Source organism: Streptomyces sp. NPDC003300, assembly GCF_040610915.1.
Classification (GTDB): Bacteria; Actinomycetota; Actinomycetes; order Streptomycetales; family Streptomycetaceae; genus Actinacidiphila.
This window is the reverse complement of record NZ_JBEXNE010000024.1, coordinates 34969-59362: the sequence shown is the minus strand read 5'-3', so window position 1 is coordinate 59362 and position 24394 is coordinate 34969. Positions and strand designations below refer to the sequence as shown.

At 72.1% G+C, this 24394-nt stretch carries 19 protein-coding genes; 9 read left to right on the top strand and 10 right to left on the bottom strand.

Annotated features, from left to right (window positions below):
- Window positions 1-960 carry an alpha/beta hydrolase gene (locus tag ABZX65_RS28800; protein WP_355346193.1) on the top strand — a complete coding sequence of 320 codons (960 nt, stop codon included), beginning with the start codon at window positions 1-3 and terminating at the stop codon, window positions 958-960.
- A 79-nt stretch (window positions 961-1039) separates the two neighbouring features.
- Here the strand turns inward: ABZX65_RS28800 and ABZX65_RS28795 are convergent, their stop codons facing one another.
- Both ABZX65_RS28795 and ABZX65_RS28790 read right to left on the bottom strand, forming a co-directional pair.
- Complete coding sequence (locus ABZX65_RS28795; protein WP_033174884.1) at window positions 1040-1714, bottom strand: Crp/Fnr family transcriptional regulator; 675 nt, start codon at window positions 1712-1714, stop codon at window positions 1040-1042.
- Window positions 1715-2036: 322 nt separating this feature from the next.
- The gene (locus ABZX65_RS28790; RefSeq protein WP_355346189.1) at window positions 2037-2624 is read right to left on the bottom strand and encodes a MarR family transcriptional regulator; all 588 of its coding nucleotides are present in this window, start codon (window positions 2622-2624) and stop codon (window positions 2037-2039) included.
- Between the two features lie 190 nt (window positions 2625-2814).
- On the opposite strand from ABZX65_RS28790, the gene ABZX65_RS28785 reads away from it, so the two are divergent.
- The 4 genes from ABZX65_RS28785 (at window position 2815) to ABZX65_RS28770 (ending at window position 8354) form a co-directional block, all read left to right on the top strand.
- Entirely contained in the window at window positions 2815-5241 is a 2427-nt protein-coding gene (locus ABZX65_RS28785; protein ID WP_355346186.1) for an FUSC family protein, read from the top strand.
- A gap of 78 nt (window positions 5242-5319) precedes the next feature.
- The gene (gene nth, locus ABZX65_RS28780) at window positions 5320-6132 is read left to right on the top strand and encodes an endonuclease III (protein WP_355346183.1); all 813 of its coding nucleotides are present in this window, start codon (window positions 5320-5322) and stop codon (window positions 6130-6132) included.
- The gene (locus ABZX65_RS28775) at window positions 6129-6923 is read left to right on the top strand and encodes a CoA pyrophosphatase (RefSeq protein ID WP_355346180.1); all 795 of its coding nucleotides are present in this window, start codon (window positions 6129-6131) and stop codon (window positions 6921-6923) included. The genes nth and ABZX65_RS28775 overlap by 4 nt, the downstream gene beginning before the upstream one ends.
- Window positions 6924-7154: 231 nt before the next feature.
- Window positions 7155-8354, top strand: coding sequence for a MarP family serine protease (locus ABZX65_RS28770; RefSeq protein ID WP_355346177.1), 1200 nt, complete (start codon window positions 7155-7157; stop codon window positions 8352-8354).
- Between the two features lie 57 nt (window positions 8355-8411).
- Here the strand turns inward: ABZX65_RS28770 and ABZX65_RS28765 are convergent, their stop codons facing one another.
- From ABZX65_RS28765 to ABZX65_RS28740, 6 genes are all read right to left on the bottom strand, one after another.
- The gene (locus ABZX65_RS28765; RefSeq protein WP_223187240.1) at window positions 8412-8594 is read right to left on the bottom strand and encodes a hypothetical protein; all 183 of its coding nucleotides are present in this window, start codon (window positions 8592-8594) and stop codon (window positions 8412-8414) included.
- Between the two features lie 234 nt (window positions 8595-8828).
- On the bottom strand, window positions 8829-9692 hold the full coding sequence (locus tag ABZX65_RS28760; protein WP_355346173.1) for an alpha/beta hydrolase: 864 nt from the start codon (window positions 9690-9692) through the stop codon (window positions 8829-8831).
- A gap of 178 nt (window positions 9693-9870) precedes the next feature.
- Complete coding sequence (locus ABZX65_RS28755) at window positions 9871-10434, bottom strand: phage holin family protein (protein WP_355346170.1); 564 nt, start codon at window positions 10432-10434, stop codon at window positions 9871-9873.
- A gap of 45 nt (window positions 10435-10479) precedes the next feature.
- Window positions 10480-11871 (bottom strand): Na+/H+ antiporter NhaA, encoded by a 1392-nt coding sequence (gene nhaA / locus ABZX65_RS28750; protein WP_355346167.1) that lies wholly within the window; start codon window positions 11869-11871, stop codon window positions 10480-10482.
- A gap of 236 nt (window positions 11872-12107) precedes the next feature.
- A complete protein-coding gene (acs, locus tag ABZX65_RS28745) occupies window positions 12108-14066 on the bottom strand; it encodes an acetate--CoA ligase (RefSeq protein WP_355346164.1) in 1959 nt (652 codons plus the stop codon).
- A gap of 87 nt (window positions 14067-14153) precedes the next feature.
- A complete protein-coding gene (locus tag ABZX65_RS28740) occupies window positions 14154-16382 on the bottom strand; it encodes a SulP family inorganic anion transporter (RefSeq protein ID WP_355346161.1) in 2229 nt (742 codons plus the stop codon).
- 242 nt (window positions 16383-16624) lie between these two features.
- Here ABZX65_RS28740 and ABZX65_RS28735 point away from each other — a divergent pair, with 242 nt between their 5' ends.
- Complete coding sequence (locus tag ABZX65_RS28735; protein ID WP_355346158.1) at window positions 16625-17947, top strand: hypothetical protein; 1323 nt, start codon at window positions 16625-16627, stop codon at window positions 17945-17947.
- On the opposite strand, the gene ABZX65_RS28730 is transcribed toward ABZX65_RS28735, so the two are convergent.
- Window positions 17928-19013 carry an ATP-binding protein gene (locus ABZX65_RS28730; protein WP_355346155.1) on the bottom strand — a complete coding sequence of 362 codons (1086 nt, stop codon included), beginning with the start codon at window positions 19011-19013 and terminating at the stop codon, window positions 17928-17930. The genes ABZX65_RS28735 and ABZX65_RS28730 overlap by 20 nt on opposite strands.
- 106 nt (window positions 19014-19119) lie before the next feature.
- On the opposite strand from ABZX65_RS28730, the gene ABZX65_RS28725 reads away from it, so the two are divergent.
- Window positions 19120-19977 (top strand): oxidoreductase, encoded by an 858-nt coding sequence (locus ABZX65_RS28725; RefSeq protein ID WP_355346152.1) that lies wholly within the window; start codon window positions 19120-19122, stop codon window positions 19975-19977.
- Between the two features lie 327 nt (window positions 19978-20304).
- Here ABZX65_RS28725 and ABZX65_RS28720 read toward each other — a convergent pair whose 3' ends face one another.
- On the bottom strand, window positions 20305-21150 hold the full coding sequence (locus ABZX65_RS28720) for an HAD family hydrolase (protein WP_355346325.1): 846 nt from the start codon (window positions 21148-21150) through the stop codon (window positions 20305-20307).
- Window positions 21151-21589: 439 nt separating this feature from the next.
- Between ABZX65_RS28720 and ssd the strand changes: the two genes are divergently transcribed.
- Window positions 21590-22699, top strand: coding sequence for a septum site-determining protein Ssd (gene ssd / locus ABZX65_RS28715; protein ID WP_355346149.1), 1110 nt, complete (start codon window positions 21590-21592; stop codon window positions 22697-22699).
- Window positions 22696-23850, top strand: a complete 1155-nt coding sequence (locus ABZX65_RS28710; RefSeq protein ID WP_355346146.1) for a TadA family conjugal transfer-associated ATPase — start codon at window positions 22696-22698, stop codon at window positions 23848-23850. The genes ssd and ABZX65_RS28710 overlap by 4 nt, the downstream gene beginning before the upstream one ends.
- The last annotated feature ends 544 nt before the right edge of the window (window positions 23851-24394 follow it).

Here is a 24394-nt window from a genome sequence, read left to right as displayed (position 1 = left end):
ATGTCCGCTGCCGACCCCTCCACGTCCCCGCCCGCCGCCGATGCCGCCTCCGGGCGACGGGCGGCGGCCGAGGAGGCGTCGGCGTTCGGCCACGCTCCGGTGCCGCCGGATGCCACCGCGTCCTACGGCGACCACCCCGACCAGGTGGTCGACTTCTACCGGCCCGCCCCTGCCGAGGGCGCCCCCACCGGCCGTCCGGCCCCGCTGGTGGCCCTCTTCCACGGGGGTGCCTGGCGCGCCGCCCACGACCGCGCCCACGTCTCGCCGCTCGCGGCCCACCTCACCACCCACGGCTACGCCGTCGCGTCGGTCGAATACCGCCGCGGCCCGGCCCTCGAGGCGCCGCAGGAAGGCCGCGACCGCTCGGACCCCGCGCCCGACGCGCTGCCACCGGCCGGGCGCTGGCCCGACACCTTCGACGACGTGGCCGCCGCTCTGGACGCGCTGCCCGCGCTCGCCGTGCGGGCGCTCGGCGCCGACGTGGTCGACCCCCGCCGCACCGTCCTGACCGGCCACAGCGCGGGCGGCCACCTCGCGCTGTGGGCCGCCGCCCGTCACGTCCTGCCCCCTGAATCCCCCTGGCACCGCCCCTCACCTCCCCCCGTACGCGGCGTCGTGGCCCTCGCCCCGATCGCCGACCTCACCTCGGCGATCCGGCTGGGTGTCTGCTCCGGCGCGGTCGTCGACCTGCTGGGCGGACCCGAGCACCTGACGGCACGTCTGCCCGACGCCGACCCCGCCGCGCTGCTGCCCACCGGTATCGCCACAACCATCGTGCACGGCACCACTGACAATGAGGTTCCGTCGCAGGTCAGCCACGCTTTCGCCCGTGCCGCGGCGGTCGCGGGCGAGGAGGTCGTCGCCGCGTGGCTGCCCGGCACCGGCCACTTCCCGCTGATCGACCCGTCCACGGCGGCCTGCGCGGCCGTCGCGGACGAGATCGCCCAACTCGCCTGGTAGCCGGGGCTGCCCGCAGCGCGAAGGCCCCCGCCCGGTTCGACCGGGCGGGGGCCTTCGTGTGCGTGCGGTGCCGAGGGCGTCAGCGGGAGCGCTTGGCCAGCCGCTCGACGTCCAGGAGGATCACGGCGCGGGCCTCCAGGCGGAGCCAGCCGCGGCCCGCGAAGTCCGCGAGGGCCTTGTTGACGGTCTCGCGCGAGGCGCCGACGAGCTGGGCCAGCTCTTCCTGCGTGAGGTCGTGGACGACGTGGATGCCCTCTTCCGACTGCACGCCGAAGCGGCGGGAGAGGTCGAGCAGCGCCTTGGCGACGCGGCCGGGGACGTCGGAGAAGACCAGGTCGGACATGACGTCGTTGGTGCGGCGCAGGCGGCGGGCGACGGCGCGCAGCAGGGCGGTGGAGACCTCGGGCCGTACGTTCAGCCAGGGCTGGAGGTCGCCGTGGCCCAGACCGAGCAGCTTCAGCTCGGTCAGCGCGGTGGCGGTGGCGGTGCGCGGGCCGGGATCGAAGAGCGACAGCTCGCCGATCAGCTCACCGGGGCCGACCACGGCGAGCATGTTCTCGCGGCCGTCGGGCGAGGTGCGGTGCAGCTTGACCTTGCCTTCGGTGACGACGTACAGCCGGTCCCCGGGGTCACCCTCGTGGAACAGCGAGTCGCCACGCGCGAGCGTGACCTCCGTCATGGAGGCGCGCAGTTCAGCGGCCTGCTCGTCGTCGAGCGCCGCGAAAAGCGGGGCACGGCGCAGAACGTCGTCCACGAGCTCTCTCCTTGTCGACATCGCTGGGATTTCCCCATGATGCATGACGTCTCAAACAGTGCGATCAATCACAAGGATGTCTTATCCAGGCCCGTAGCCGTGCTCCGGGGGTCCGATTGGGGGTCCGATCGGGGTCCGTAAACGGCTCAGGAAGGGCCGAACGGGTGGCCCCTGAGCCGGATTCCGCTATGAGCGAACAACATAACGGCTGGGGCGTCGGAGTGGGCCCTTCGCGCACGGCCGTACGAATTTCGTACGAATTCCTGCGCGCCGGACGGCTCGAACGCCCGCGTCGGCGCGGGTTTACCGGACCTTCGCGGATTTACGGCACCGGCACCGGTTCAGGCGCCGGTGCCTGCGCCGCGGTGGACGCTCCCTCGTGGGCGCCCTCGTGGGCGCCCTCGTGGGCGGCCTCCGGTGCTTCCGTCCCCGGTGCCGCCGTCCGGAAGCGCGCGGCCACCGACCGGTTGTATTTGGTGAACATCGCACCCAGCGTGCGCCGTTCCTCCTCGGTCCAGCCGTCGAGCAGTCCCGCCAGGCTCTCCGCGCGCCGGGCGCGTACCTCCTCCATCCGCCGCAGCCCCTCGGCGGTCGGCGTGACGATGCTGCGCCGCCGGTCGGTGGGGGCGGGGGAGCGGGCGACCAGGCCCTGGGCCTGGAGCGCTGCCGCCTGGCGGCCGGCCGTCGAGGGGTCGAGGCCGAGCGCGGCGGCGAGCGAGTTGATGTCCTGCGGGCCGCCCCCGGCCAGGGTGCGCAGCAGCAGGTACTCGGCCCGGTCCAGGGTGTCGTGGATGTCGGTGCGCCGGTAGAACAGCTCGAAATTCCTGACGAGCACGGCGGTCTGATGCTCGATCACATCGAGCGCGGCGGAGGTCCCCTCGGTCCCCTCTGCCTTCGCGGTCCCTGCCACGGCCACTCCAGATCCAGATATCGGTACGATGCACGTGTTAATATCGGCATCATACCGATGAATTCGGCGAGGCCGAGCGGGAGGGGACGCGGTGGGGTCGAGCGGCTGGACGCGCGAGGTCTGGGACCGGATAGTCGGATCGGACCCGGGCCTGCAAAGACTCCGCACGGCGTTCGGCGCGGCGGTCGCCATGAGCACCACCCTGGCGATCGAGTACGGCTACGGGCGCGCCACGCACGCGGGTCCCCAGGGCACCCTCGTCGGCATGCTGCTGGGCACCGTCATGGCGATGATGGGCTCGATGGCGCTGGACGGCACCCAGGTGCTGCCGAAGATCCGCACGGCCGTGTTCTTCCCGGTCGCCATCGGCACCGGCATGGTCATCGGCGTCTCGGTGGCCGGGCACACCGACGCGATGCTCGCGGTCTTCGTCGCCGTCATGTTCGTGGCCGTCTTCATCCGCCGCTTCGGACTGCCGTACTTCTTCTACGGCTTCATGATCTGGATGGGCTACTTCTTCGCCGCCTTCCTCGACGCCCGCCTCGCGCAGCTCCCCGACCTGCTCGCGGCCGTCGGCATCGCCACCGGCTGGGTCTTGCTGCTGTCCACCACCGTGCTGCGCGCCCACCCCCAGCGGACGCTGACCCGCGTCCGCCGCGCCTTCGGCGCCCGTGCCGGGGCCGTCGCCCGGGTCTGCGCCGACCTGCTGGAGACCGACCCCAAGGACGTGCGGCGGCTGGCCCGGCTCCGCCGCGAGCTGCACTCGCGCCAGCTCAGGCTCGCCGAGACCGCGCTGGTCATCGAGGGCTGGTCGGCCCACCCCGGCACCCTGCCGCCGGGCCGGTCCGCGGCCGGAGTACGCCGCAGGACGCTGGACGCGCATCTGGCGGTGGACGCCGTGGCGACCGCGGCCGACGCGCTCGCGGGCACCGGAGGGCGCCTCGCGCCCGAGGCCGCGGCCATCGCCGCGCACCTGGCGCGCAGCGAATACGCGGCGGCCGAACGGCGGGCCAGGGACGTACTGTCACTCGTCGACTCCGACGACCCGGTGACGGCCGCGCGCGCCGAACCCGCCACAGATTGCTTCGCCTATCACCTGGCCACCGCCGCCTGGGAGTTCACGGTGCTGGTCAGGGAGGTCAGGCGCGCCGCGGAGGCGGACGTCGGACGATCCCACAACGGAAGCGGGCACAAGGTGCGGCGCCCGAAGGCCGCACAAGGCGCGGCAGACGGCCCCGGCCGCGACCCCCGTCCCGCTCACGGCACCCACGACGACGCTCTCGACGCCCCGGCCGACTTCGCCCCCGCCGTGACCCTGGCCATGGGCGGGCTGCCCGGCTCCGCCGCGGTCGCGGGCGGTGTCTCGGCGCGCGGCGGCTGGCGGCGGCTCAGCGGCCTCTCGCTGACCACCCGGCAGGCGATCCAGGTGGCCGTCGCGGGCACCCTGGCCATCGTCATCGGCCGCGAGCTGTCGGAGGCCCGCTACTACTGGGCGGTGATCGCCGCCTTCATCGCCTTCACCGGCACCGCCACCCGCTCGGAGACCTTCATCAAGGCGACCAACCGCGTCGTCGGCACCCTGCTCGGCCTCGGCGCGGGCATCGGCCTCGCGCACCTGACCGCGGGCCACACCCTGTGGGTGATCGCGGTCATCGTGCTCAGCATGTCCTGCGGCTTCTACCTGGTCAGCCTCTCCTACGCGGCCATGATCTTCTTCGTCACGATCATGGTGTCGCAGCTCTACACCCAGCTCCACGAGTTCTCCGCCGGTCTGCTGATGCTGCGTCTCGAAGAGACCGCCATAGGCGCCGCCATCGGCATAGCGGTCGCCCTGGTCGTCCTGCCGACCAGCACGCGCGACACCGTCAGCAGCGCGCGCGGCAGCTACTTCGCGGCCGTGGGCGAGCTGCTGCACGCCGCCGCCGCGCGCCTGGAGCACGACGGCCGCCCCGACCGCGAGGACGGGTCCGCAAGCCCCGACGGCGCCGACCTCGACGCCCTGGTGCGCGTGGTGGACCACCGCCTCCAGCAGCTCGCCCTGGTGGCGCGCCCGCTGACCCGCCCCCTGGTGTGGGGCAACGACCCGCGCCTCGTACGGCACCGGCTCACCCTCTACGCGGCCGTCACCCGGCAGACCAGGGCCCTGGCGCTCGGCCCGCGCCGCTCACCCGGCCTCGCGCCCGCGCCGCACCTGGCGGAGGCCAGCCGCGCGCTCGGCCACGCGGCCACCGCCCTGGCGCTCGCACCCGCCCCGCAGGGCCGGCCCGCGGCCGAGGTCGCCCGCGCCCTGCGTACCGCCGACGCGGCGCTCCTGACCAGGCTCCCCGCCGCCGGTACGGTGCTGCCGCCGGTCACCAGGCCGTTGCTGCGGCTGCGGCAGCTCCTGCACGAACTGGCCGTACTCCCGCCGGGACACGGCGTCGGCCGCGGCTTCACCGGGCGTGGCGCGGGCCCCGCCGACACTTCGCGGATCGTCACCGGCTCGCATGCCGCCGGGCCCGTACCGGACAGGCCGCACGGCGTGACGGCGGGTGCCGCGGGGGAGCGCCCCGGACCGGGGGACGACCTCCCGCACACGTCCGGCGCGGCCGGTGACGGCGCGCCCCGCCGCCCCTGAGCCGCCGGTCCCGACCCGGGCCACCGCGCCCCGATCGTTGTGGCGCCCTGTGTCGGCGGCGGCCCGTAGGCTGGCGGCATGGCGACGAGTGGTGCGGTGGTCAAGAAGATCAAGAAGGCGAAGGTCGCGCAGACGCATGCGGGACTGGTACGGCAGGCGCGGCGGATCAACCGCGAGCTGGCGGAGGTTTATCCGTACGCGCATCCAGAGCTGGACTTCGAGAATCCCTTCCAGCTCCTGGTCGCCACGGTGCTGTCCGCGCAGACCACGGACCTGCGGGTGAACCAGACGACGCCCGCGCTGTTCGCGAAGTACCCGACGCCCGAGGACATGGCGGTGGCCGACCCCGAGACGCTGGAGCAGATCCTGCGCCCGACGGGCTTCTTCCGCGCCAAGGCGAAGTCCGTGCAGGGGCTCTCGGCGGCGCTGCGGGACCGGTTCGGCGGTGAGGTGCCCGGCCGTCTCGAGGACCTGGTGACCCTGCCGGGCGTCGGCCGCAAGACGGCCAATGTCGTACTCGGCAACGCCTTCGGGGTCCCCGGCATCACCGTGGACACCCACTTCGGCCGCCTCGCCCGCCGCTTCGGCTGGACCGAGTCGCAGGACCCGGAGAAGGTCGAGGAGGACGTCGCCGGGCTCTTCCCGAAGTCGGACTGGACGATGCTGTCGCACCGCGTCGTCTTCCACGGCCGCCGTATCTGCCACGCCCGCAAACCCGCCTGCGGCGCCTGCCCGATCGCCCCGCTCTGCCCGGCCTACGGCGAGGGCGAGACGGACCCGGAGAAGGCGGAGAAGCTGCTCAAGTACGAGAAGGGCGGCGCCCCCGGACAGCGCCTGAAGCCCCCGCCGGACTACCCGGGCCAGCCCGCGCCCCCGCTGGCGGCCTCATGACCCACGCGCGGGGGGCGGGCACCGGAGCGGACGCGGGTGCCGGGCCGGACATGGGCGCGGGCTTCGGCACGGACCCGCGAGCGGGCCTCGGCGCCGACGCGCGAGCCGGCTTCGGCGCCGATGCCGGAGAAGGCACCGGGGTCGAGATCAGCACGGCCGGGCTGCCGCGGTGGCTCGAACCGGTGGCCGACGCCGTCGCCGGGGTCCGGCCGGAACAGCTCAGCAGCTTTCTGCCGCCCGAAGGCGGCGGGCGGCAGTCCGCCGTCCTGATCCTGTTCGGCGACGGCGACCGGGGTCCCGAGATGCTGCTCATCGAGCGGTCGAGGGCGCTGCGTTCGCACGCGGGCCAGCCCTCCTTCCCCGGCGGCGCCCTCGACCCCGAGGACGGCGACCCGGACGGCGACGGGCCGGTGCGCGCCGCGCTGCGCGAGGCCGAGGAGGAGACCGGCCTCGACCCGACGGGCGTCCAGGTGTTCGGCGTGCTGCCGCGGCTCTACATCCCGGTCAGCGGCTTCGTCGTGACCCCCGTGCTCGGCTGGTGGCGCAGGCCCACCCCGGTCGGCGTGGTCGACCCGGCCGAGACCGCGCGCGTCTTCCGGGTGCCTGTGGCCGATCTCACCGACCCCGCCAACCGCGCGACCCTGACCCACCCCAGCGGCTTCCTCGGGCCGGCCTTCCTGGTCGAAGGCGCACTGGTCTGGGGTTTCACCGCGGGGCTGATCGACAGGATCGTGCAGTTCGCGGGCTGGGAGCGGCCCTGGGACCGCGACCGCAAGGTGCCGCTCGCCTAGGGCGTGTCCGCGCCGTCCCCCGCCTCTGCGGGGCTCGTACGGCGGTCCCCGGGGGCGCGTGCCGGGGCGCGTACGGCGGTCCCCGGGGGCGCGTGCCGGGGCTCCTCCGAAGGGTGTTCGGGGGGTGTCCGGGGCGAGTCCGGCCTCCTGGTGCCGGTCATCGGCCGTACCGCGCAGGTCACCTGGGCCGTACGGTGCCGTCGGGCGGGGCGGCCATGAGACCGTGTCCAGGTGAACGTGCTGGACTTTCTGCTCATCCTCGCCGCCGTCTGGTTCGCCGTGGTCGGTTACCGGCAGGGCTTCGTCGTCGGAGTCATGTCGGTGGTCGGCTTCCTCGGCGGCGGTCTCGCCGCGATCTATCTGCTGCCGCTGTTCTGGGACAAGGCGACGGACCACTCCTCGCCGGGCTCGGTCGCGGTGATCACCGCCGTGGTGGTCGTCATCGTGTGCGCGTCGGTGGGGCAGGCGTTCACCACGCACCTGGGCAACAAGCTCAGGACCCGCATCACGTGGTCGCCCGCCCGCGCCATCGACGCGGGCGGCGGCGCGCTGGTCAATGTGCTCGCCATGCTGCTGGTGGCCTGGCTGATCGGCAGCGCGCTGGCCACCACGGCGCTGCCGACGATAGGCCGCGAGGTGCGCTCGTCCAAGGTGCTGCTCGGCGTCTCCAGGGTGGTGCCGCAGGAAGCCGACACCTGGTTCACCGACTTCAGCTCCACCCTCGCGCAGAACGGCCTGCCGCAGGTCTTCGGGCCCTTCGGGTCCGAGCCGATCACCTCGGTGCCTCCTCCCGACCCGAACCTCGTGCACAGCGCCGTCGTCACCGACGCCCGCCGCAGCATCGTCAAGATCGTCGGCACCGCGTCGGGCTGCGGGAAGGTCCTCGAAGGGTCCGGCTTCGTCTTCGCCAAGGACCGCGTGATGACCAACGCGCACGTCGTCGGCGGCGTCTCCGAGCCCACCGTGCAGATCGGCGGCAAGGGCCGCCTGTACGACGCCCGCGTGGTCCTCTACGACTGGCAGCGCGACATCGCCGTCCTGGACGTGCCGCGTCTGAACGCGCCGGCGCTCACGTTCACCAGCGGCGACGTACAGTCCCGCGACGACGCCATCGTGGCCGGTTTCCCGGAGAACGGCGCCTTCGACGTACGCGCCGCCCGCGTCCGCGGCCGTATCGAGGCCAACGGCCCGGACATCTACCACCGCGGCACCGTCCACCGCGACGTCTACTCGCTGTACGCGACCGTCCGCCAGGGCAACTCCGGCGGCCCGCTGCTCACCACGAACGGGCAGGTGGCGGGCGTCGTCTTCGCCAAGTCACTCGACGACTCGAACACCGGTTACGCGCTCACCGCCGACGAGATCCGCCCGGACATCGCGGCGGGCAGGGCGGCGAGCCGGCAGGTCGACACGGAGAACTGCGCGCTGTGAGGTGACCGACGGCCGGCCCGGCGTACCTGTCGGCCGGGCCGTCCGTAGGCCGGGCGGTCACTGCGCCCTGGCGTGCCGCAGCCGGGCGCCGACCCAGCGGGCCCGGCGCCGCAGGATGCGCGGGATTCCGATCTGGGGCTCCCCCGGCGGGAGCACGGCCAAGGGCGCCCCGCTGTTGACGGAGACGGAAGTGTTACGGCGATTGCGTGATACGTCACGGTAGTCGTGCGTCCAACCCATACGAAGCTAAGTGCCCGCAGCCCTTGGTCGGTAATCGCCCTTCGGTCGCCCGGTTGGCGTATGCGTCCGGCATTTTGCGGATCATATGACCGACACGCGGACGCCTGATGCGTACGGGGCGGGCGCGCTGGCAGAGGGACACCTGATGGCGGGTCAGAGCCTCGCTGAGGGTGAGTCAGTTACGACGCGAGGCCGTGCGGAGGCGGCGGCTTGGGCCCGTCGGGAGCGTACGGCTCAGCGGTCCGGCTCCGGGTCCTTCAGCCAGTTGATCAGCTCGGTCGAGAACGCGGCCGGGTCCTCCTCGTGCGGGAAGTGCCCCAGGCCGTCGAAGAGCCGCCAGCGGTACGGCGCCTCGACGTACTCCCCGCTGCCCGCCGCGCTGCGGCTGCGGATCGCCGGGTCGAGCGAGCCGTGCAGGTGCAGCGTCGGCACCCGGACCGGCCGCTTCATCCGCCGGTTGAACTGGATGCCGTCGGGCCGCGCCATCGACCGCACCATCCAGCGGTACGGCTCGACCGCGCAATGCGCCGTCGAGGGAATCTGCATCGCGCGCCGGTAGACGTCCACGGCCTCGTCGTCCGGCAGCCGCGGCCCCGACCACTGGTGGATCAGCCGGCCGACCAACTCCGCGTGGTCCGCCACCAGGTGACGCTCCGGCAGCCAGGGCGACTGGAAGCCCCAGATGTAGGCGCCCGACTTGCTGTGCCGCAGATCGGTCAGCATCGCGTTGCGCCAGCGGCGCGGGTGCGGCATCGACTCGACCGCGAGGCGGCGTACGAGCTTGGGCCGCATCGTCGCGGCCGTCCACGCCAAGTAGCCGCCGAGGTCGTGGCCGACCAGCGCGGCGTCCGGCTCGCCCAGCGACCGGATCACCCCGGTGACGTCGAGCGCGAGGTTGCCCGCGTCGTAACCGCGCGGCGTACGGTCGCTGCCGCCCACACCGCGCAGGTCCATCGCCACCGCGCGGAAACCGGCCTCGGCGAGTGCGGGCAGTTGGTGCCGCCAGGTCCACCAGAACTGCGGGAAGCCATGCAGCAGGAGGACGAGCGGGCCGTCGCCCATCTCGGCGATGTGGAAGCGGGCTCCGTTCGCGGCCACGTCACGGTGGGTCCACGGCCCTTCGAGGCGGGGGACGGAACCGCCGCCGCCCGCACCTGACGGCCCGGTTCCCGGCCCGTTCCCCGAGCCGTTCCGCGACTCTTCTCCCGAACCGCTTCCGCTGTCGTTTCCCGTGGCACTGCCCGACCTGCCGACGACCCTCATGGTGGAGAGAGTGTCACATCTTCAGGTCGGGTGCTCTGGTCGAACCGGCCATCGAATCCGGCCCGGCGCCGGACACCGAATCCCGGACGCCGCCGCGTCCCGCGTCCCTGTCCGCGCGGGGCAGCGCGGGCTTGGCGGCGGCCTTGTCCAGACTCGTGGCCGTGTCCTGCGGACGCGGGTGCGGCTTCGCGTTCTTCATCACCGCGGCGGTCTGCTTGGCCGACTCGATGGAGCGCTCCGGCTTCTTCACCTTCTTGAACCGGCCGTACGCGATCAGGCCGAGGAGCGCGGCGATCAGCACGTACGCCCCGGCGACGATCAGGAACGACCACCCCAGGGTGATCCCGAGCGCGTGGATGCCGTACGCGGCGGCCATGCTGAACATCGGCATGGCGAAGAAGGCCAGGGTCAGGGCGACACCGATCGCGCCGCTGCCGAACAGCGCCCGCTTCACGTCCTGCCGCAGTTCCACCTTGACGAGGGCGATCTCGTCGTGCACCAGGGCGGAGACATCCGCCGTGGCGGAGGCGAACAACTGGCCGAGGCTGCGCCCGTCGTCGTCGTGGGCTGCGCTCATTGCGTCCTCCGTCGTCAAATCGTTGTCGTTCCGTCAGATCATGCCTCAGCCGGAGTCATCTCCGCCGTCGCCCCCGGCCAGACGGGCGAGCCTGCGGTGTTCCGCGGCCTTCCGTTCCAGGATCTCGGCCATCCGCAGGTGGTAGGCGGGCTGGTCCTGCTCGTACACGTCGGGGACTCCGTCGCCGTCCTCGTCGCGCTCCTCCTCGTCGCACAAGGCGCGGTATTTGTTGTTCCGCAGCTTCAGCAGAATCGTCGCCAGCACCGCGGAGAGCAGCGAGCCGACCAGGACGGCGGCCTTCGCCTCGTCGGCGAGCAGCGCGTCGTCCTTGAAGGCGAGTTCGCCGATCAACAGGGAGACGGTGAAGCCGATCCCGGCGAGCGAGGCGACCGCCAGGACGTCGGGCCATTTGAGGTCGGCGTTGAGCCGCGCCCGGGTGAAGCGGGCCGCCAGCCAGGTGCCGCCGAACACGCCGACGATCTTTCCGACCACCAGTCCGATCAGCACACCGAGCGTCTCGGGCTTGGTGAACACATCGCGCAGCGAGCCGCCCGAGACCGCGACCCCGGCAGAGAACAGGGCGAACAGCGGTACGGCAAGGCCCGCCGAGATCGGCCGCACCAGGTGCTCGATGTGCTCGCCGGGAGATTCGCGCTCACCCTCGCGCCTGGTGCAGCGCAGCATCAGGCCCATGGCGACGCCCGCGATGGTGGCGTGCACGCCGCTGTTGTACATCAGGCCCCAGATGACCAGCGCCAGCGGCACGTACACGTACCAGCCGCGTACTCCCGAGCGCAGCAGCAGCCAGAAGACGACCAGCCCGGCCGCGGCTCCGCCGAGCGCGGCGTAGTTGATCGAGGAGGTGAAGAAGACGGCGATGATCAGGATGGCGAAGAGGTCGTCGACGACGGCGAGGGTGAGCAGGAAGGCGCGCAGCGCGGCGGGCAGGGCGGTGCCGATAACGGCGAGGACCGCGAGCGCGAAGGCGATGTCGGTGGCGGTGGGGACGGCCCAGCCCTTGAGGGAGCCGCCGCCGGTGGCGCTGACGACGGTGTAGAAGATCGCGGGGACCGCCATGCCGCACACGGCCGCGATCACCGGGAGCGCGGCGGCCGAGGGGGTGCGCAGCTCGCCCGCGACCAGTTCGCGCTTCAGCTCGATGCCCGCCACGAAGAAGAAGACGGCGAGCAGGCCGTCCGCCGCCCAGTGCGCGACGGACAGGTCGAGGCCGAGCGTGGAGACGCCGAAGTGGAAGTGGCTGACGCTCTCGTAGCTGTGGTGCAGGGTGTTCGCCCAGATCAGCGCGACCACGGCGGCCACCAGGAGCAGGACTCCGCCGACGGTCTCCGCGCGCAGCGCGTCCAGGACGAAGGTGCGTTCCGGGAGCGGCAGCCGTCCGAGGACGGTGTCGGCGCGACGGCGCGGTTGCTCAGTCACGCGGGTACTCGGTCATGGGGGCGGCCTCCTGGGCGGGTGTGGCTGGCTGCGGACACAGGTGTCCCGTGTGCCGACCAGACTTCCCGGCGCGCCCTTAAGTTTTGTCGCGATCCTGCCGCGATGTGTTGTCAGCCTAACCCGAACGTGTGAGGGGCGTCCCGGTGGTTGCCGGGGCGCCCCTCACGGGTGTGGTCGCGCGGGTGTGGCCGCGCCGAGTGTGCCGGGGGCCGGGGGTGTCAGTCCTCGCTGGGCGCGCTCGGCAGCTTGCTCTGGATGAGGTCCATCACCGTGGAGTCGGTGAGGGTGGTGACGTCGCCCAGCTCGCGGTTCTCCGCGACGTCGCGCAGCAGGCGGCGCATGATCTTGCCGGAGCGGGTCTTGGGCAGCTCGTTGACGATGAGGATCCGCTTGGGCTTGGCGATCGGGCCGAGCGCCTTGCCGACGTGGTCGCGCAGCGCGCCCGCGAGGTCCGCGCTGTCCTCCGCGGTGCCGCGCAGGATGACGAACGCCACGATGGCCTGCCCGGTGGTGGCGTCGGCGGCGCCCACGACGGCGGACTCGGCGACCTTCGGGTGCGAGACCAGCGCCGACTCGACCTCGGTGGTGGAGATGTTGTGGCCCGAGACGAGCATGACGTCGTCGACCCGGCCGAGCAGCCAGATGTCGCCGTCCTCGTCCTTCTTGGCGCCGTCGCCCGCGAAGTAGCGGCCGGGGAAACGGGACCAGTAGGTGTCGATGTAGCGCTGGTCGTCGCCCCAGATGGTGCGGAGCATCGACGGCCACGGCTCGGTGAGGACCAGGTAGCCGCCGGAGCCGTCCGGCACCTCGTTGGCCTCGTCGTCCACCACGGTCGCGGCGATGCCGGGCAGCGCGCGCTGCGCCGAGCCGGGCTTGGTCTCGGTGACGCCGGGCAGCGGGGAGATCATCATGGCGCCGGTCTCGGTCTGCCACCAGGTGTCCACGATCGGGGTCCTGCCGCCGCCGATGTGCTCGCGGTACCAGACCCACGCCTCGGGGTTGATCGGCTCGCCGACGCTGCCCAGCACGCGCAGGCTCGTCAGGTCGAACTTCGCGGGGATGTCGTCGCCCCACTTCATGAAGGTACGGATCGCGGTGGGCGCGGTGTAGAGCAGCGTGACGCCGTACTTCTGCACGATCTCCCAGAACCGGCCCTGGTGCGGGGTGTCCGGCGTGCCCTCGTAGATCACCTGGGTGGCGCCGTTGGAGAGCGGGCCGTAGACGATGTACGAGTGGCCGGTGACCCAGCCGATGTCGGCGGTGCACCAGTAGACGTCGGTCTCCGGCTTGAGGTCGAAGACCGCGTGGTGGGTGTAGCTGGCCTGGGTGAGGTAGCCGCCCGAGGTGTGCAGGATGCCCTTGGGCTTACCGGTGGTGCCGGAGGTGTAGAGGATGAACAGCGGGTGCTCGGCGTCGAAGGGCTGCGCGGTGTGCTCCGCGGACTGGCGCGCGGTGATCTCGTGCCACCACACGTCCCGGCCCTCGGTCCACTCCACGTCCTGGCCGGTGCGGCGCACCACCAGGACGTTGGTGACCTGCGGGGAGCGGGAGACGGCGTCGTCGATGGCGGGCTTGAGCGCGGACGGCTTGCCGCGCCGGTAGCCGCCGTCGGAGGTGATGACGAGCTTGGCGTCGGCGTCGGCGATCCGGGACGCGACGGCGTCGGCGGAGAAGCCGCCGAAGACCACCGAGTGCGCGGCGCCGATCCGGGCGCAGGCCAGCATCGCGATGACGGCCTCGGGGATCATCGGCAGGTAGACCGCGACCCGGTCGCCCTTCTCGACGCCCAGCTCGGTCAGCGCGTTGGCGGCGCGGGAGACCTCGTCCTTCAGCTCCGCGTAGGTGATGCTGCGGCTGTCGCCGGGCTCGCCCTCGAAGTGGATGGCGACCCGGTCGCCGTTCCCGGCTTCCACATGGCGGTCGACGCAGTTGTACGCGACATTCAGCTCACCGTCGGCGAACCACTTCGCGAACGGCGGGTTCGACCAGTCCAGGGTCTGCGTGGGCTCGGTGGCCCAGGTCAGACGGCGGGCCTGCTCGGCCCAGAACCCCAGCCGGTCGGCCGCCGCCTGCTCGTACGCGTCCGCCGTGACGTTGGCGGACGCCGCCAGTTCGGCCGGGGGAGCGAACCGCCGCTCCTCCTTCAGCAGGTTGGCCAGGCTCTCGTTGCTGCTCACGCCAGCTCCTTGTCAGGGTGTCCCACATGTCCCAGCACTACCTCACCAGTCCTGGGCCACCCTGACAATAGCTACCCGAAAAATGGTTTAGACCTTTGCGGCCTCCCGGGCGGTGTCCGGTGCGGCGTCGGGCCCCACCGCCGCGAACACACTCGTCGAACCGTCCAGGATGTACGCCTGTGCCTCCGCGACATGGAAGTACATGCCGTGCAGTTGGAGCGTGCCCTCGCTGACCCGACGCGCCACGCAGGGGTGCGCCATCAGGTGTTCGAGCTGCTGCATCACATTGACCAGGCTCAGTCTTTCGAGGTCGTCGGCGACCGGCCGGTCCGCCAGCGCCACCTCGCCGCGGCCGAGTCTGCCGATCCGGTTGAGCCGCGCCAGGCTGGGGCGGCCGTGCCGCAGCCACCGGGCCAGCGGGGTCTGCGCGCCCGGCTCGTGGTCGGAGCCCAGCAGTGCCTGCATCGCGCCGCAGCCGGAGTGTCCGCACACCGTGATGCTGGAGACCTGGAGCACGTCGACCGCGTACTCGACGGCGGCGGCCACCGAGTCGCAGGAGGCGTCGGAGCCGGGCGGCGGCATCAGATTGCCCACATTGCGCACCGTGAAGAGGTCACCGGGACCGCTTGAGGTGATCATGCTGGTGACCAGCCGGGAGTCCGCGCAGGTGAGGAAGAGCTGGCCGGGCCGCTGTCCTTCGCGGGCCAGCCGCGCCAGCTCCTCGCGGACCAGCGGCGCGGTGTTGCGCTGGAAGGCGCTGACGCCGCCGAGCAGTTGACCGCCGCTGGTGGCGGGCACGGTGCCGGAGCGGGTGCAGTGGTGGTTGCGCCACGGCGTCCAGGGGCGGCAGGCGTGCGCGCTCACCGGTTCGCTGACGGTCCGTCCGACCGCGTCGCCGAGCGTCGCGTGTCCGCCGCGCGAACGGTGCCTGGCGCACCAGGCGTTCAGCGCCTCGTAGGCCGCGTGGTCCATGAAGGAGCCGTCCAGCTCCACCACCGCGTTGGCCCCGTCGGGGACCTGGGCGAAGGCCCGGGTCAGCCGGGGCACCGCCAGGAACGTCAACTGGCCGGTGACCCGGACCCGGTGGCACTCCGGCTCCTCGGTGACGGTGATCCGCGTGTGCGTCAGGCGGCGCAGCGACAGGCACAGCGCGACCACGATCCCCACGATCACGCCCTGGAGCACACCGAACAGCACCACGGAGCCGAGCGTGGCCGCGTACACCGGGAATTCGCGGTGCCGCTGGACGTGTCTGATGTGCGCGAAGCTCACCATGCGGACGCCGACCAGCATCACCAGGGCGGCGAGCGCGGCCAGCGGGATCAGCTCCAGCGCCCAGGAGGCGAGCCCGGCGCAGAGCAGCACCCACACGCCGTGCATCACGGTTGCGCGGCGCGTCACGGCGCCCGCTTCGACATTGGCCGAGCCGCGGATCGCGCCGCCGGCCACCGGCAGGCCGCCGAGCAGGCCCGACACCATGTTGGCCGCGCCCTGGCCGAGCAGTTCGCGGTCGAGCTTGGCCGGCGGGGCGTGCGGTCCCGGACGCCGGCCCTGGAGGGTGTCGATGGCGACCGCGGACAGCAGCGACTCCATGCTCGCGACCAGGGTGACGGTGAGCACGGCGGCGACCACTCCGAGGACCGGCCCCGTGGGCAGGGTGGGTAGCACGGGCGCGCTCCACGCGGGCAGATTCACCCGCGGCAGTGACAGTCCCGCGCTCACGGCGGTGGCCAGGACGACCGCGGCCAGCGGCGCGGGGATCGCGCCGAGCAGCCGTCCCGCCCTGCCTCTCAGCCGCCGCCAGCCGAGCAGCACGGCCACGGTGATCGCGCCGATGGCGGGTGTGGCCGGGTTGGTGACCGCCAACTGGCCGGGCAGCGCGGTGATGTTGTCGAGGGCGGAGCTCTGCGGGCTGCCGCCGAGGACCACATGGAGCTGGCCGAGGGCGATGACCGTACCGATGCCCGCGAGCATGCCGTGGACGATCGCGGGACTGACCGCGAGCGCGGATCTGGCCACCCGCGCCATGCCGAGCACGAGCTGCGCGAGCCCGGCGAGCACCGTGATGGCGCAGGTGCTGCGCCAGCCGTAGCGGTGGACGAGATCGGCGGTGACCACGACCAGGCTGGTCGCGGCGCCGCTGACCTGGAGGGGCGCCCCGCCGAGCAGCCCGGCGACGATGCCGCCGACGACCGCGGCGACGAGGCCGGACTGGAGAGGCGCCCCGGTCGCCAGCGCGAGGCCGAGCGACAGCGGGACGGCGATCAGGAAGACCGTGATCGAAGCGGACAGATCGGACCGGTGGATTCTCTGCATAATTCCCGTCTCCTTCGGTGGGCGGCGGGACGTGATTGCGGAGCGTTATCGCTCGCTACTCTCAAGCGTCAGTAAATGGAGAGTAATCGACTGACTGCGGAGAGTGAAGTCCAGAGGTCTGATCGGGGCTTTATTTACTGCTATCGAGTGAATTGGCAGATAAACGGCCAGGTCGTTGCGGTCACGACAAGGTCGCATGTCACTTTTTGGTCAAATCCCTTTTTCTGTGATGTGAGGTACGAATGCACTCCCTGCGCAAGGCACCGGCGCTACTCGCCGTAGCCGCGCTGGCCGCGGGCGCGGTCGCGTGCTCCGCCGCCGGCGGCTCGGGCTCCGGCACCGGATCAGCCGCCGGGTCCGGCCCCGGCGCCGCCCCGGCCGTCGGCCGCGCCGAGCCCGGCAACGCGGGCACCCGCCCCGAAGCCGCGGCGCCCCACGCCGTCCGGCTCATCGGCGACGGCTCCACCGCCGACACCGGCCCGCAGCCCCATCAGCCGGTCTTCGCGCGCCTGAAGCCGGGGGAGCGACCGCCGCAGCTCGTCGTGTTCTCCTGGGACGGCGCGGGTGAGGACAGCCAGAAGCTCTTCTCGCACTTCCGCGAGGTCGGCGAGCGCTACAACGCGGCGATGACGTACTTCCTCAGCGGCGTCTACCTGCTGCCCGGCGACCACAAGGACGTCTACGCCCCGCCCAAGCACCCGCGCGGCGCCTCCGACATCGGCTTCAACGACCGCCAGGGCATCACCGACACCCTGCGCGAACTGCGCCTCGCCTGGCAGAACGGCAGCGAGATCGGCACCCACTTCAACGGCCACTTCTGCGGTCCCAACGGCGGCGTCGGCACCTGGTCGAGCGACGAGTGGTCCAGCGAGATCCAGCAGGCCGAGGGCTTCGTGAAGAACTGGAAGACCAACTCCGGCCTCACCAAGCTCGACCCGCTGCCCTTCGACTACAGCAAGGAACTGGTCGGCGGGCGCGCCCCGTGCCTGGAGGGCCAGCACAATCTCATCCCGGCCGCCAAGGCCGCGGGCTTCCGCTACGACGCCAGCTCGATCGGCGGCCGGCAGACCTGGCCCTCCAAGATCGACGGCGTCTGGGACTTCCCGCTCCAGGACATCCCGGTGCCGGGTCGCGCCTTCGAGACGCTCTCCATGGACTACAACTTCCTCGCCAACCAGTCGGGCACCGTGCACGGCGACCCCGCCAAGCAGGCTGCCTGGGGCAAGCAGATGCACGACGGACTGGCCGCCGCCTTCGAGCGCGCCTACAACGGCAACCGCGCCCCGCTCTTCATCGGCGACCACTTCGAGTCCTGGAACGGCGGCGTCTACATGAAGGCCGTCGAGGACACCGTCAAGGAGGTCTGCGGCAAGGAAGGCGTGCGCTGCGTCAGCTTCAAGCAGGTGGCGGACTGGATGGACGCGCAGGACCCTGCGGTGCTCGCGCGGCTGCGGACGCTGGACGTCGGCCAGGCGCCCAAGGGCGGCTGGAACACCTTCATGGGCGGAGCGCCCGCCGCCGCGACGGCGGGCGGTCCCGAGCGGATCAGGCCGGCTGTGCGCTAGCGGCCGCAGCGGGGCGGGGCAACTGCTCGTGCTGTTCCCGTTCCCGTTCCCGTTCCCGTTCGCCGAGTACGAAGTCGGGGTCGACCTGCGCCGCCAGGTCGGCGCCCGTCTTCGCGTTTCCCCAGCTCTCCGCGTTCTTGAGGTGGAAGTGCACCATCTGCTGGGTGTAGCGCGCCCAGTCCCTGCGCTCGTACGTGGCGTCCGCCCGTTCGTGCAGCGTGCGCAGCGCGCGGCGGTTGTCCTCCTCCAGCCGCGCGAACCGCGGCGGCCTGCCCTTCTCCATCGCGCGCACCCAGTCCGAGTGCCCGACGGTGACCAGCAGGTCGTCGCCGACCTCTGCGCGCAGGAAGGCCAGGTCGTCCGCGTCCCGCACCTTGTTGCCGACGACCGCGAGATCGACGCCGAAGTCGCGGGCGTACTCCTTGTACTGGCGGTAGACGGCCACACCCTTGCGGGTCGGCTCGGCGACCAGGAACGTCATGTCGAAGCGGGTGAACATCCCGGAGGCGAAGGAGTCGCTGCCCGCCGTCATGTCCACGACCAGGTATTCGTCGCGGCCGTCCACCAGGTGGTTCAGGCAGAGTTCGACCGCGCCGACCTTGGAGTGGTAGCAGGCGACGCCGAGATCGGACTCGTTGAAGGGGCCGGTGACCATCAGCCGCGCGGTGTCGCCCCCGGTGTTCCCCGCGCTCTCTGTGTCCCCGTCGTCTCGGTGGCCTCGGTCCAGGTGCACGGTGCGCGCGCAGGCCGCGTAGACGGGGTTGTCCTCGACCAGCCGCAGCAGCCGGGATCCGTGGCCGGGCGGGGTGGTCTTGATCATGGTCTCGGCGGAGGCGATCCGGGGGTTGGCACCGCGCAGGTATTCCTTGATCTCCGGCAGGTGCGCGCCGAGCGCGGGCAGCGCGGCGGCGTCGTCCTCCGCCAGCCCGAGCGCCGGGCCGAGGTGCTGGTTGATGTCCGCGTCGATCGCGACGACCGGTACGCGGGAGGCGGCGAGATGGCGGATGAAGAGGGAGGACAGCGTGGTCTTGCCGCTGCCGCCCTTCCCGACGAAAGCGATCTTCATGTTCGCTAAGCGTAGTGGCACGGATGCGTATCGTGAGCGTTTGGAGTGGGGAAGGCCACTCTTTCGGGGTCGTTCCGCGGGTTGGGGGGTGGCTAGGGTCGGAACCATGGCTACGAACGCTGATCCCGCTCCCGCCGCCGGTCGGACGGACCCGATGGCTGTCCTCGGCGCGCTGCCGGGCGTACCCGAATCGGTGGACGCCGTACGACAGGCGGTGGACAAGGTCTACGGGCACCGGGTCATGCGGCGCCGCTCCACCGAGGTCACATCGGAGGCGGCGCTGCGCGGTGCCCGCGGGTCCGCGGCGCTGGCCGGCGCCGACTGGCCGCTGGAGGAGGTGCGCAGGCGCAGCGACTTCTCGGCCGACGAGCAGGCGCGTACGGTCGGCGCGGCGCTGCGGCTGACCGCCGAGGCCGGTCAACTGCTCAGTGTCTGGCGTCAGTCGCCCGTGCAGGCGCTCGCCCGACTGCACCTGGTGGCGGCGGGCGGAGTGGCGGACGAGCCGACGGTGGGCCGCCCGCGGCGGGCGGGGGAGCCGGTGGACGAGCCGCTGGTCGAGATCGCCGAGATCCCGCTGCCCGACCCCGCCGAGGTCGCCGCCCGGCTGGACGGTCTGACCGGCCTGCTGCGGGCGGGCACCGACGCGCCCGCGCTGGTCGTCGGCGCGGTCGTGCACGGCGAATTGCTGTGCCTGCGGCCCTTCGGCTCCTTCAACGGGCCGGTCGCGCGGGCCGCCGAGCGGATCGTGCTGGTCGGCAGCGGTCTCGACCCGAAGTCGATCTGTCCGGCCGAGGTCGGTCACGCGGAGTTGGGCCGGGCCGGTTATCTCAAGGCGCTGGAGGGATACGCGTCCGGTACTCCGGAAGGCATGGTCCAGTGGATCAGCCATTGCGGGCGCGCACTGGAACTCGGTGTCCGTGAAAGTGTCGCGGTGTGCGAAGCGCTTCAGCGGGGCGCCGCCTGAGCGGTCGACCGCCGGATGTGTGGTGGCTGAAAAGAGATGCGGCGGCACCGTGAGGTGCCGCCGCTGCCATGTCCGTCAAGTTACCAGTGCGTGCACGGTAATTGCCGATCAGGCCGGGATCTTCGCCCGTCACCTGGTGCGGCTGGCCCGATAAGCGGGTCGGCTCCGCGTGGGTGCCTGACTTCCATGCTCGGTCCGTGGGGCCTGGTGCTGTGAACTGCGGTCTTCCTCTCGGAACTCCGTGGTCTCGCGGGCCGCTACGTCCTTTGTACCGCCGTGGGAGGCGCAGGGGAACCCCTCGCCCGACTTCTTTACTTTTGGGATCAATCAGGACATAAGGGCGGGCCGACGGCGTCGGGACGCCAGCCACACCAGCCCGGCCGTCGCAGCCGCCGCCCCCACGGCCGCCGCCGCGAGCACCGGCCGGGGCGGCATCGACAGCGACGGAATCCGCTGCCTCAGCCGCACGGGACGGCTGAAAGTCAGCACTGGCCAGTCACGTGAGACGGCCTCCTTGCGCAGCGCCCGGTCGGGATTGACCGCGTACGGATGACCGACCGACTCCAGCATCGGGATGTCGGTCACCGAATCGCTGTACGCGAAGGACCGCTCCAGGTCGTAGCCCTCCGACTTCGCCAGCTCGGCGATGGCGTCCGCTTTTGCGGGACCGTAGACGTAGTGCTCGATCTCCCCGTTGTACGCGCCGTCCTCCACGACCATCCGTGTGGCTACGACATGGTCGGCACCCAGCATCGCGCCGATCGGCTGGACCACCTCGGAGCCGGAGGCGCTGACGATCACCACGTCGCGGCCCGCGGCGTGGTGCTCCTCGATCAGCGAGGCCGCCTCGTCGTAGATGATCGGGTCGATCAGGTCATGCAGCGTCTCCGCCACGATCTCCCGCACCTGCTGGACATTCCAGCCCCGGCACAGCTCGGAGAGGTATTTGCGCATACCTTCCATCTGGTCGTGATCCGCGCCACCGACCAAGTACACGAACTGGGCATATGCGGTACGCAATACCGCACGTCTGTTGATGAGACCGCCCTGGTAGAAGGAGCGCCCGAAGGCGAGCGTGCTGGACTTGGCGATCACGGTCTTGTCGAGATCGAAGAACGCCGCGGTGCGCGGTGGCAGGTGGTTTTCCACGTGACGAGCATAGGCAACCACCATTCGGCGTAAGCTCGGGCGTGTGGGTTTGCCTGAGAAGGGCTTCGGGTACACCATGGAAGTCACGGATCGTTCGCGACCGTGCTAACCCGGTCTGGCTCCTCCCCCCCCGAGTCGGACCGTGGGGACGACCCCCGCTCTCCCCCCCGGCGGGGGTCGTCGCATGTCCGGATGCCTTTTCCCGGTTCTCGCGACGTCCTTCCACTCGCATCCTCATGTCGTTCCCCCTCGCGTGCGGCACGGCTGTGATGCGTACGACGTGTGACGGTCCGTAATCGTTGCCAGGCGTCGGCGAACTCACCCGTGAGAGTGGCGGAGTTATCCACAATCGCTGAGTTGTCCACAGATTCCGACCAAGATCATCTCAATTCTCCTGTCTGCCCCAACCTGATCGCAGGCGATGCACACCGGTGCTCGCGTCAGAAGCGACGGGGGACAGGAAATGACGGGATCGACGACACCCGACCAGCGGCCGACCGCCATCGAAGGGCCGGCCGGCCCGCTGATTGTCACCGAGGACGAAACGCTCCTCGACGACCTGCTGCGGCTGTGCGCCGCGGCCGGTACGGAACCGGAGGTGGTCTTCACCGCGCCCCCGCGCGCGACGAGTTGGGACACAGCGCCCCTCGTCCTGATCGGCGCCGAGGCCACCTCGCGGGTCCAGGACACCGTCCGCCGCAAGGGAGTTCTGGTCGTCGGGCGTGATCTGCACGACCACGACGTGTGGCGCAGAGCCGTCGCGATCGGCGCCGACCATGTCCTCTTCCTGCCCGACGCCGAGACCTGGCTGGTCGACCGCATCGCCGACATCGCCGAAGGCGTGAGCGAACCCGCCCTGACCGTAGGGGTGGTGGGCGGCCGGGGCGGCGCGGGCGCCAGCACGTTGGCCTGCGCGCTCGCCGTCACCGCGGCCGGTACGGGCAGGCGCACCATGCTCATCGACGGCGATCCGCTCGGCGGCGGCCTCGACATCCTGCTCGGCGCCGAGCGCGTCGGCGGCCTGCGCTGGCCCGACCTCGCCGACTCACGGGGCCGCGTCAACAGCGGGGCACTGGAGGAATCCCTGCCCAGGCTCGACGCGTTGAGCGTCCTGAGCTGGGACCGCGGCGACTCCGTGCTCATCCCGCCCCAGGCCATGCGGTCCGTGCTCGGCGCGGCCCGCCGCCGCGGCGGAGTCGTCGTGGTCGACCTGCCACGGCGCGTGGACGACGCGGTCGCCGAGACCCTCGCCCAGATCGACGTCGGACTCCTCGTCGTACCCGCAGAGTTGCGGGCGGTCGCCGCGGCCACCCGCGTCGCCGCGGCGGTCGGCATGGTCCTCAAGGACCTGCGCGTCGTCGCCCGCGGCCCCTTCGACTCTGGCCTCGCCGACGACGAGATCGCCCGTCTCGTCGGCCTGCCGCTGGCGGGCCAACTCCCTCCGGAACCAGGCTTGTCGGACACCCTGTCCGGCAGCGGACCACCGGGCTCCGCGAGCCGCGGCCCGCTCGCCCGCTTCTGCGCCGCCTTCCTCGCCCAGGCCCAGCCCAGTGGCGGGAGCGTGACGGTATGAACGCCGAACTCCTCGACGCCGTAAGGCTGCACCTGGCGGAACACGGCGGCGAACCCACCCCGGCACGCGTGGCCGCGGCACTGCGCGCCCGCGGACGCCTGCTCGGCGACAGCGAAGTCCTCGACGTGGTCGCGGCACTGCGTTCCGAACTCGTCGGCGCGGGCCCGCTGGAGCCGCTGCTCGCCGACCCCGCCGTCACCGACATCCTCGTCAACGCCCCCGACCAGGTGTGGATCGACCGCGGCAGCGGTCTCGAACGCGCCGCCGTCCGCTTCACCGACACCACCGCCGTGCGCAGGCTCGCCCAGCGCCTCGCGACCACCGCCGGCCGCCGCCTGGACGACGCCCACCCGTGGGTCGACGCCCGACTGCCCGACGGCACCCGGCTGCACGCCGTCCTGCCGCCGGTCGTGGTCGGCTCGCCGTGCCTGTCGCTGCGCGTGGTGCGGGCCCGCGCCTTCACCCTCGCCGAACTCGTCGCGGCCGGAACGCTCGACACCGAGACCGCCCGGCTGCTGCGCGCGGTCCTCGACGCCCGGCTGTCGTTCATGATCAGCGGCGGCACCGGCTCGGGCAAGACCACACTCCTGAGCTGCCTGCTCGGCCTCGTCGACCCCGCGGCCCGCATCGTCCTGGCCGAGGACTCCGCCGAGTTGCGCCCCGACCACCCGCACGTCGTCCGCCTGGAGACCCGCCCCGCCAACCAGGAGGGCGCGGGGCACGTCACCCTGCGGGACCTCGTCCGCCAGGCGCTGCGCATGCGCCCCGACCGGCTCGTGGTCGGCGAGGTCCGCGGCGCCGAGGTCACCGACCTGCTGAGCGCGCTGAACACCGGCCACGAAGGCGGCTGCGGCACCGTCCACGCCAACGCCGCCGCCGACGTCCCGGCCCGCCTCGAAGCCCTCGGCTCCACCGCGGGCCTCGACCGGGCCGCCCTGCACAGCCAGTTGGCCGCCGCACTCGCCGTCGTCATCCACCTCGTCCGCGACAGCTCCGGCCTGCGCCGCCTCGCCGCGATCCACGTACTCAAGCGCGGCTCCGACGGCCTGGTCGCCACCGCGCCCGCCCTGCTCCGCGACGCCCGCGGCCACCACGAACGCGGCCCCGGCTGGGACCGGTTGGCGGCACTGTGCTCGGCGGGTGCGTCATGAGCGCCCTGCTTTCTCAACGTGATGTCGTGCGGGCTGCCGCCCGGCGTGGTGTTTCTGTTGCTCGCCGGGGTTCGCTGGCGCGCCTCGAATCCCCCTGGCCTGGGCTGCGAGCTGCGGGTCGCGCATCGGTGGGCGGGTGCGTCATGAGCGCCCCGGTCTGTCCACCCTCGGTCATGCGGGCTACCGCCCGACGAGGTGTCCTGGCGGTCCCGGGGGTTCGTTGGTGCTGCGGTCCGGGCCGTGAGCCGGGGATCGGACATCGCCGGGCAGGTGCGTCATGAGCGCGGCGACCTTTCAGCCCTCGGTCGGGTGGGCCGCTGCCCTCTGCGCTGCCCTGGCCCTCCTCGTGACGCGCTGGCGCACCTCCGATCCCCGCCGCCGGGCGCGCGATCTGCTCATCGGACCAGGACCTGAAGAGGTGGGGGAGGGCGAGCGGGGGCCGGTCACCGGCGAGCAGCGGGCGAATCCGCTGGCACGGCTGAGGAAGGCACGGGAGACGGCTCGCGGTGAGTGGGCGATCCGGCTTGCGCGGTGGCGCGACGGA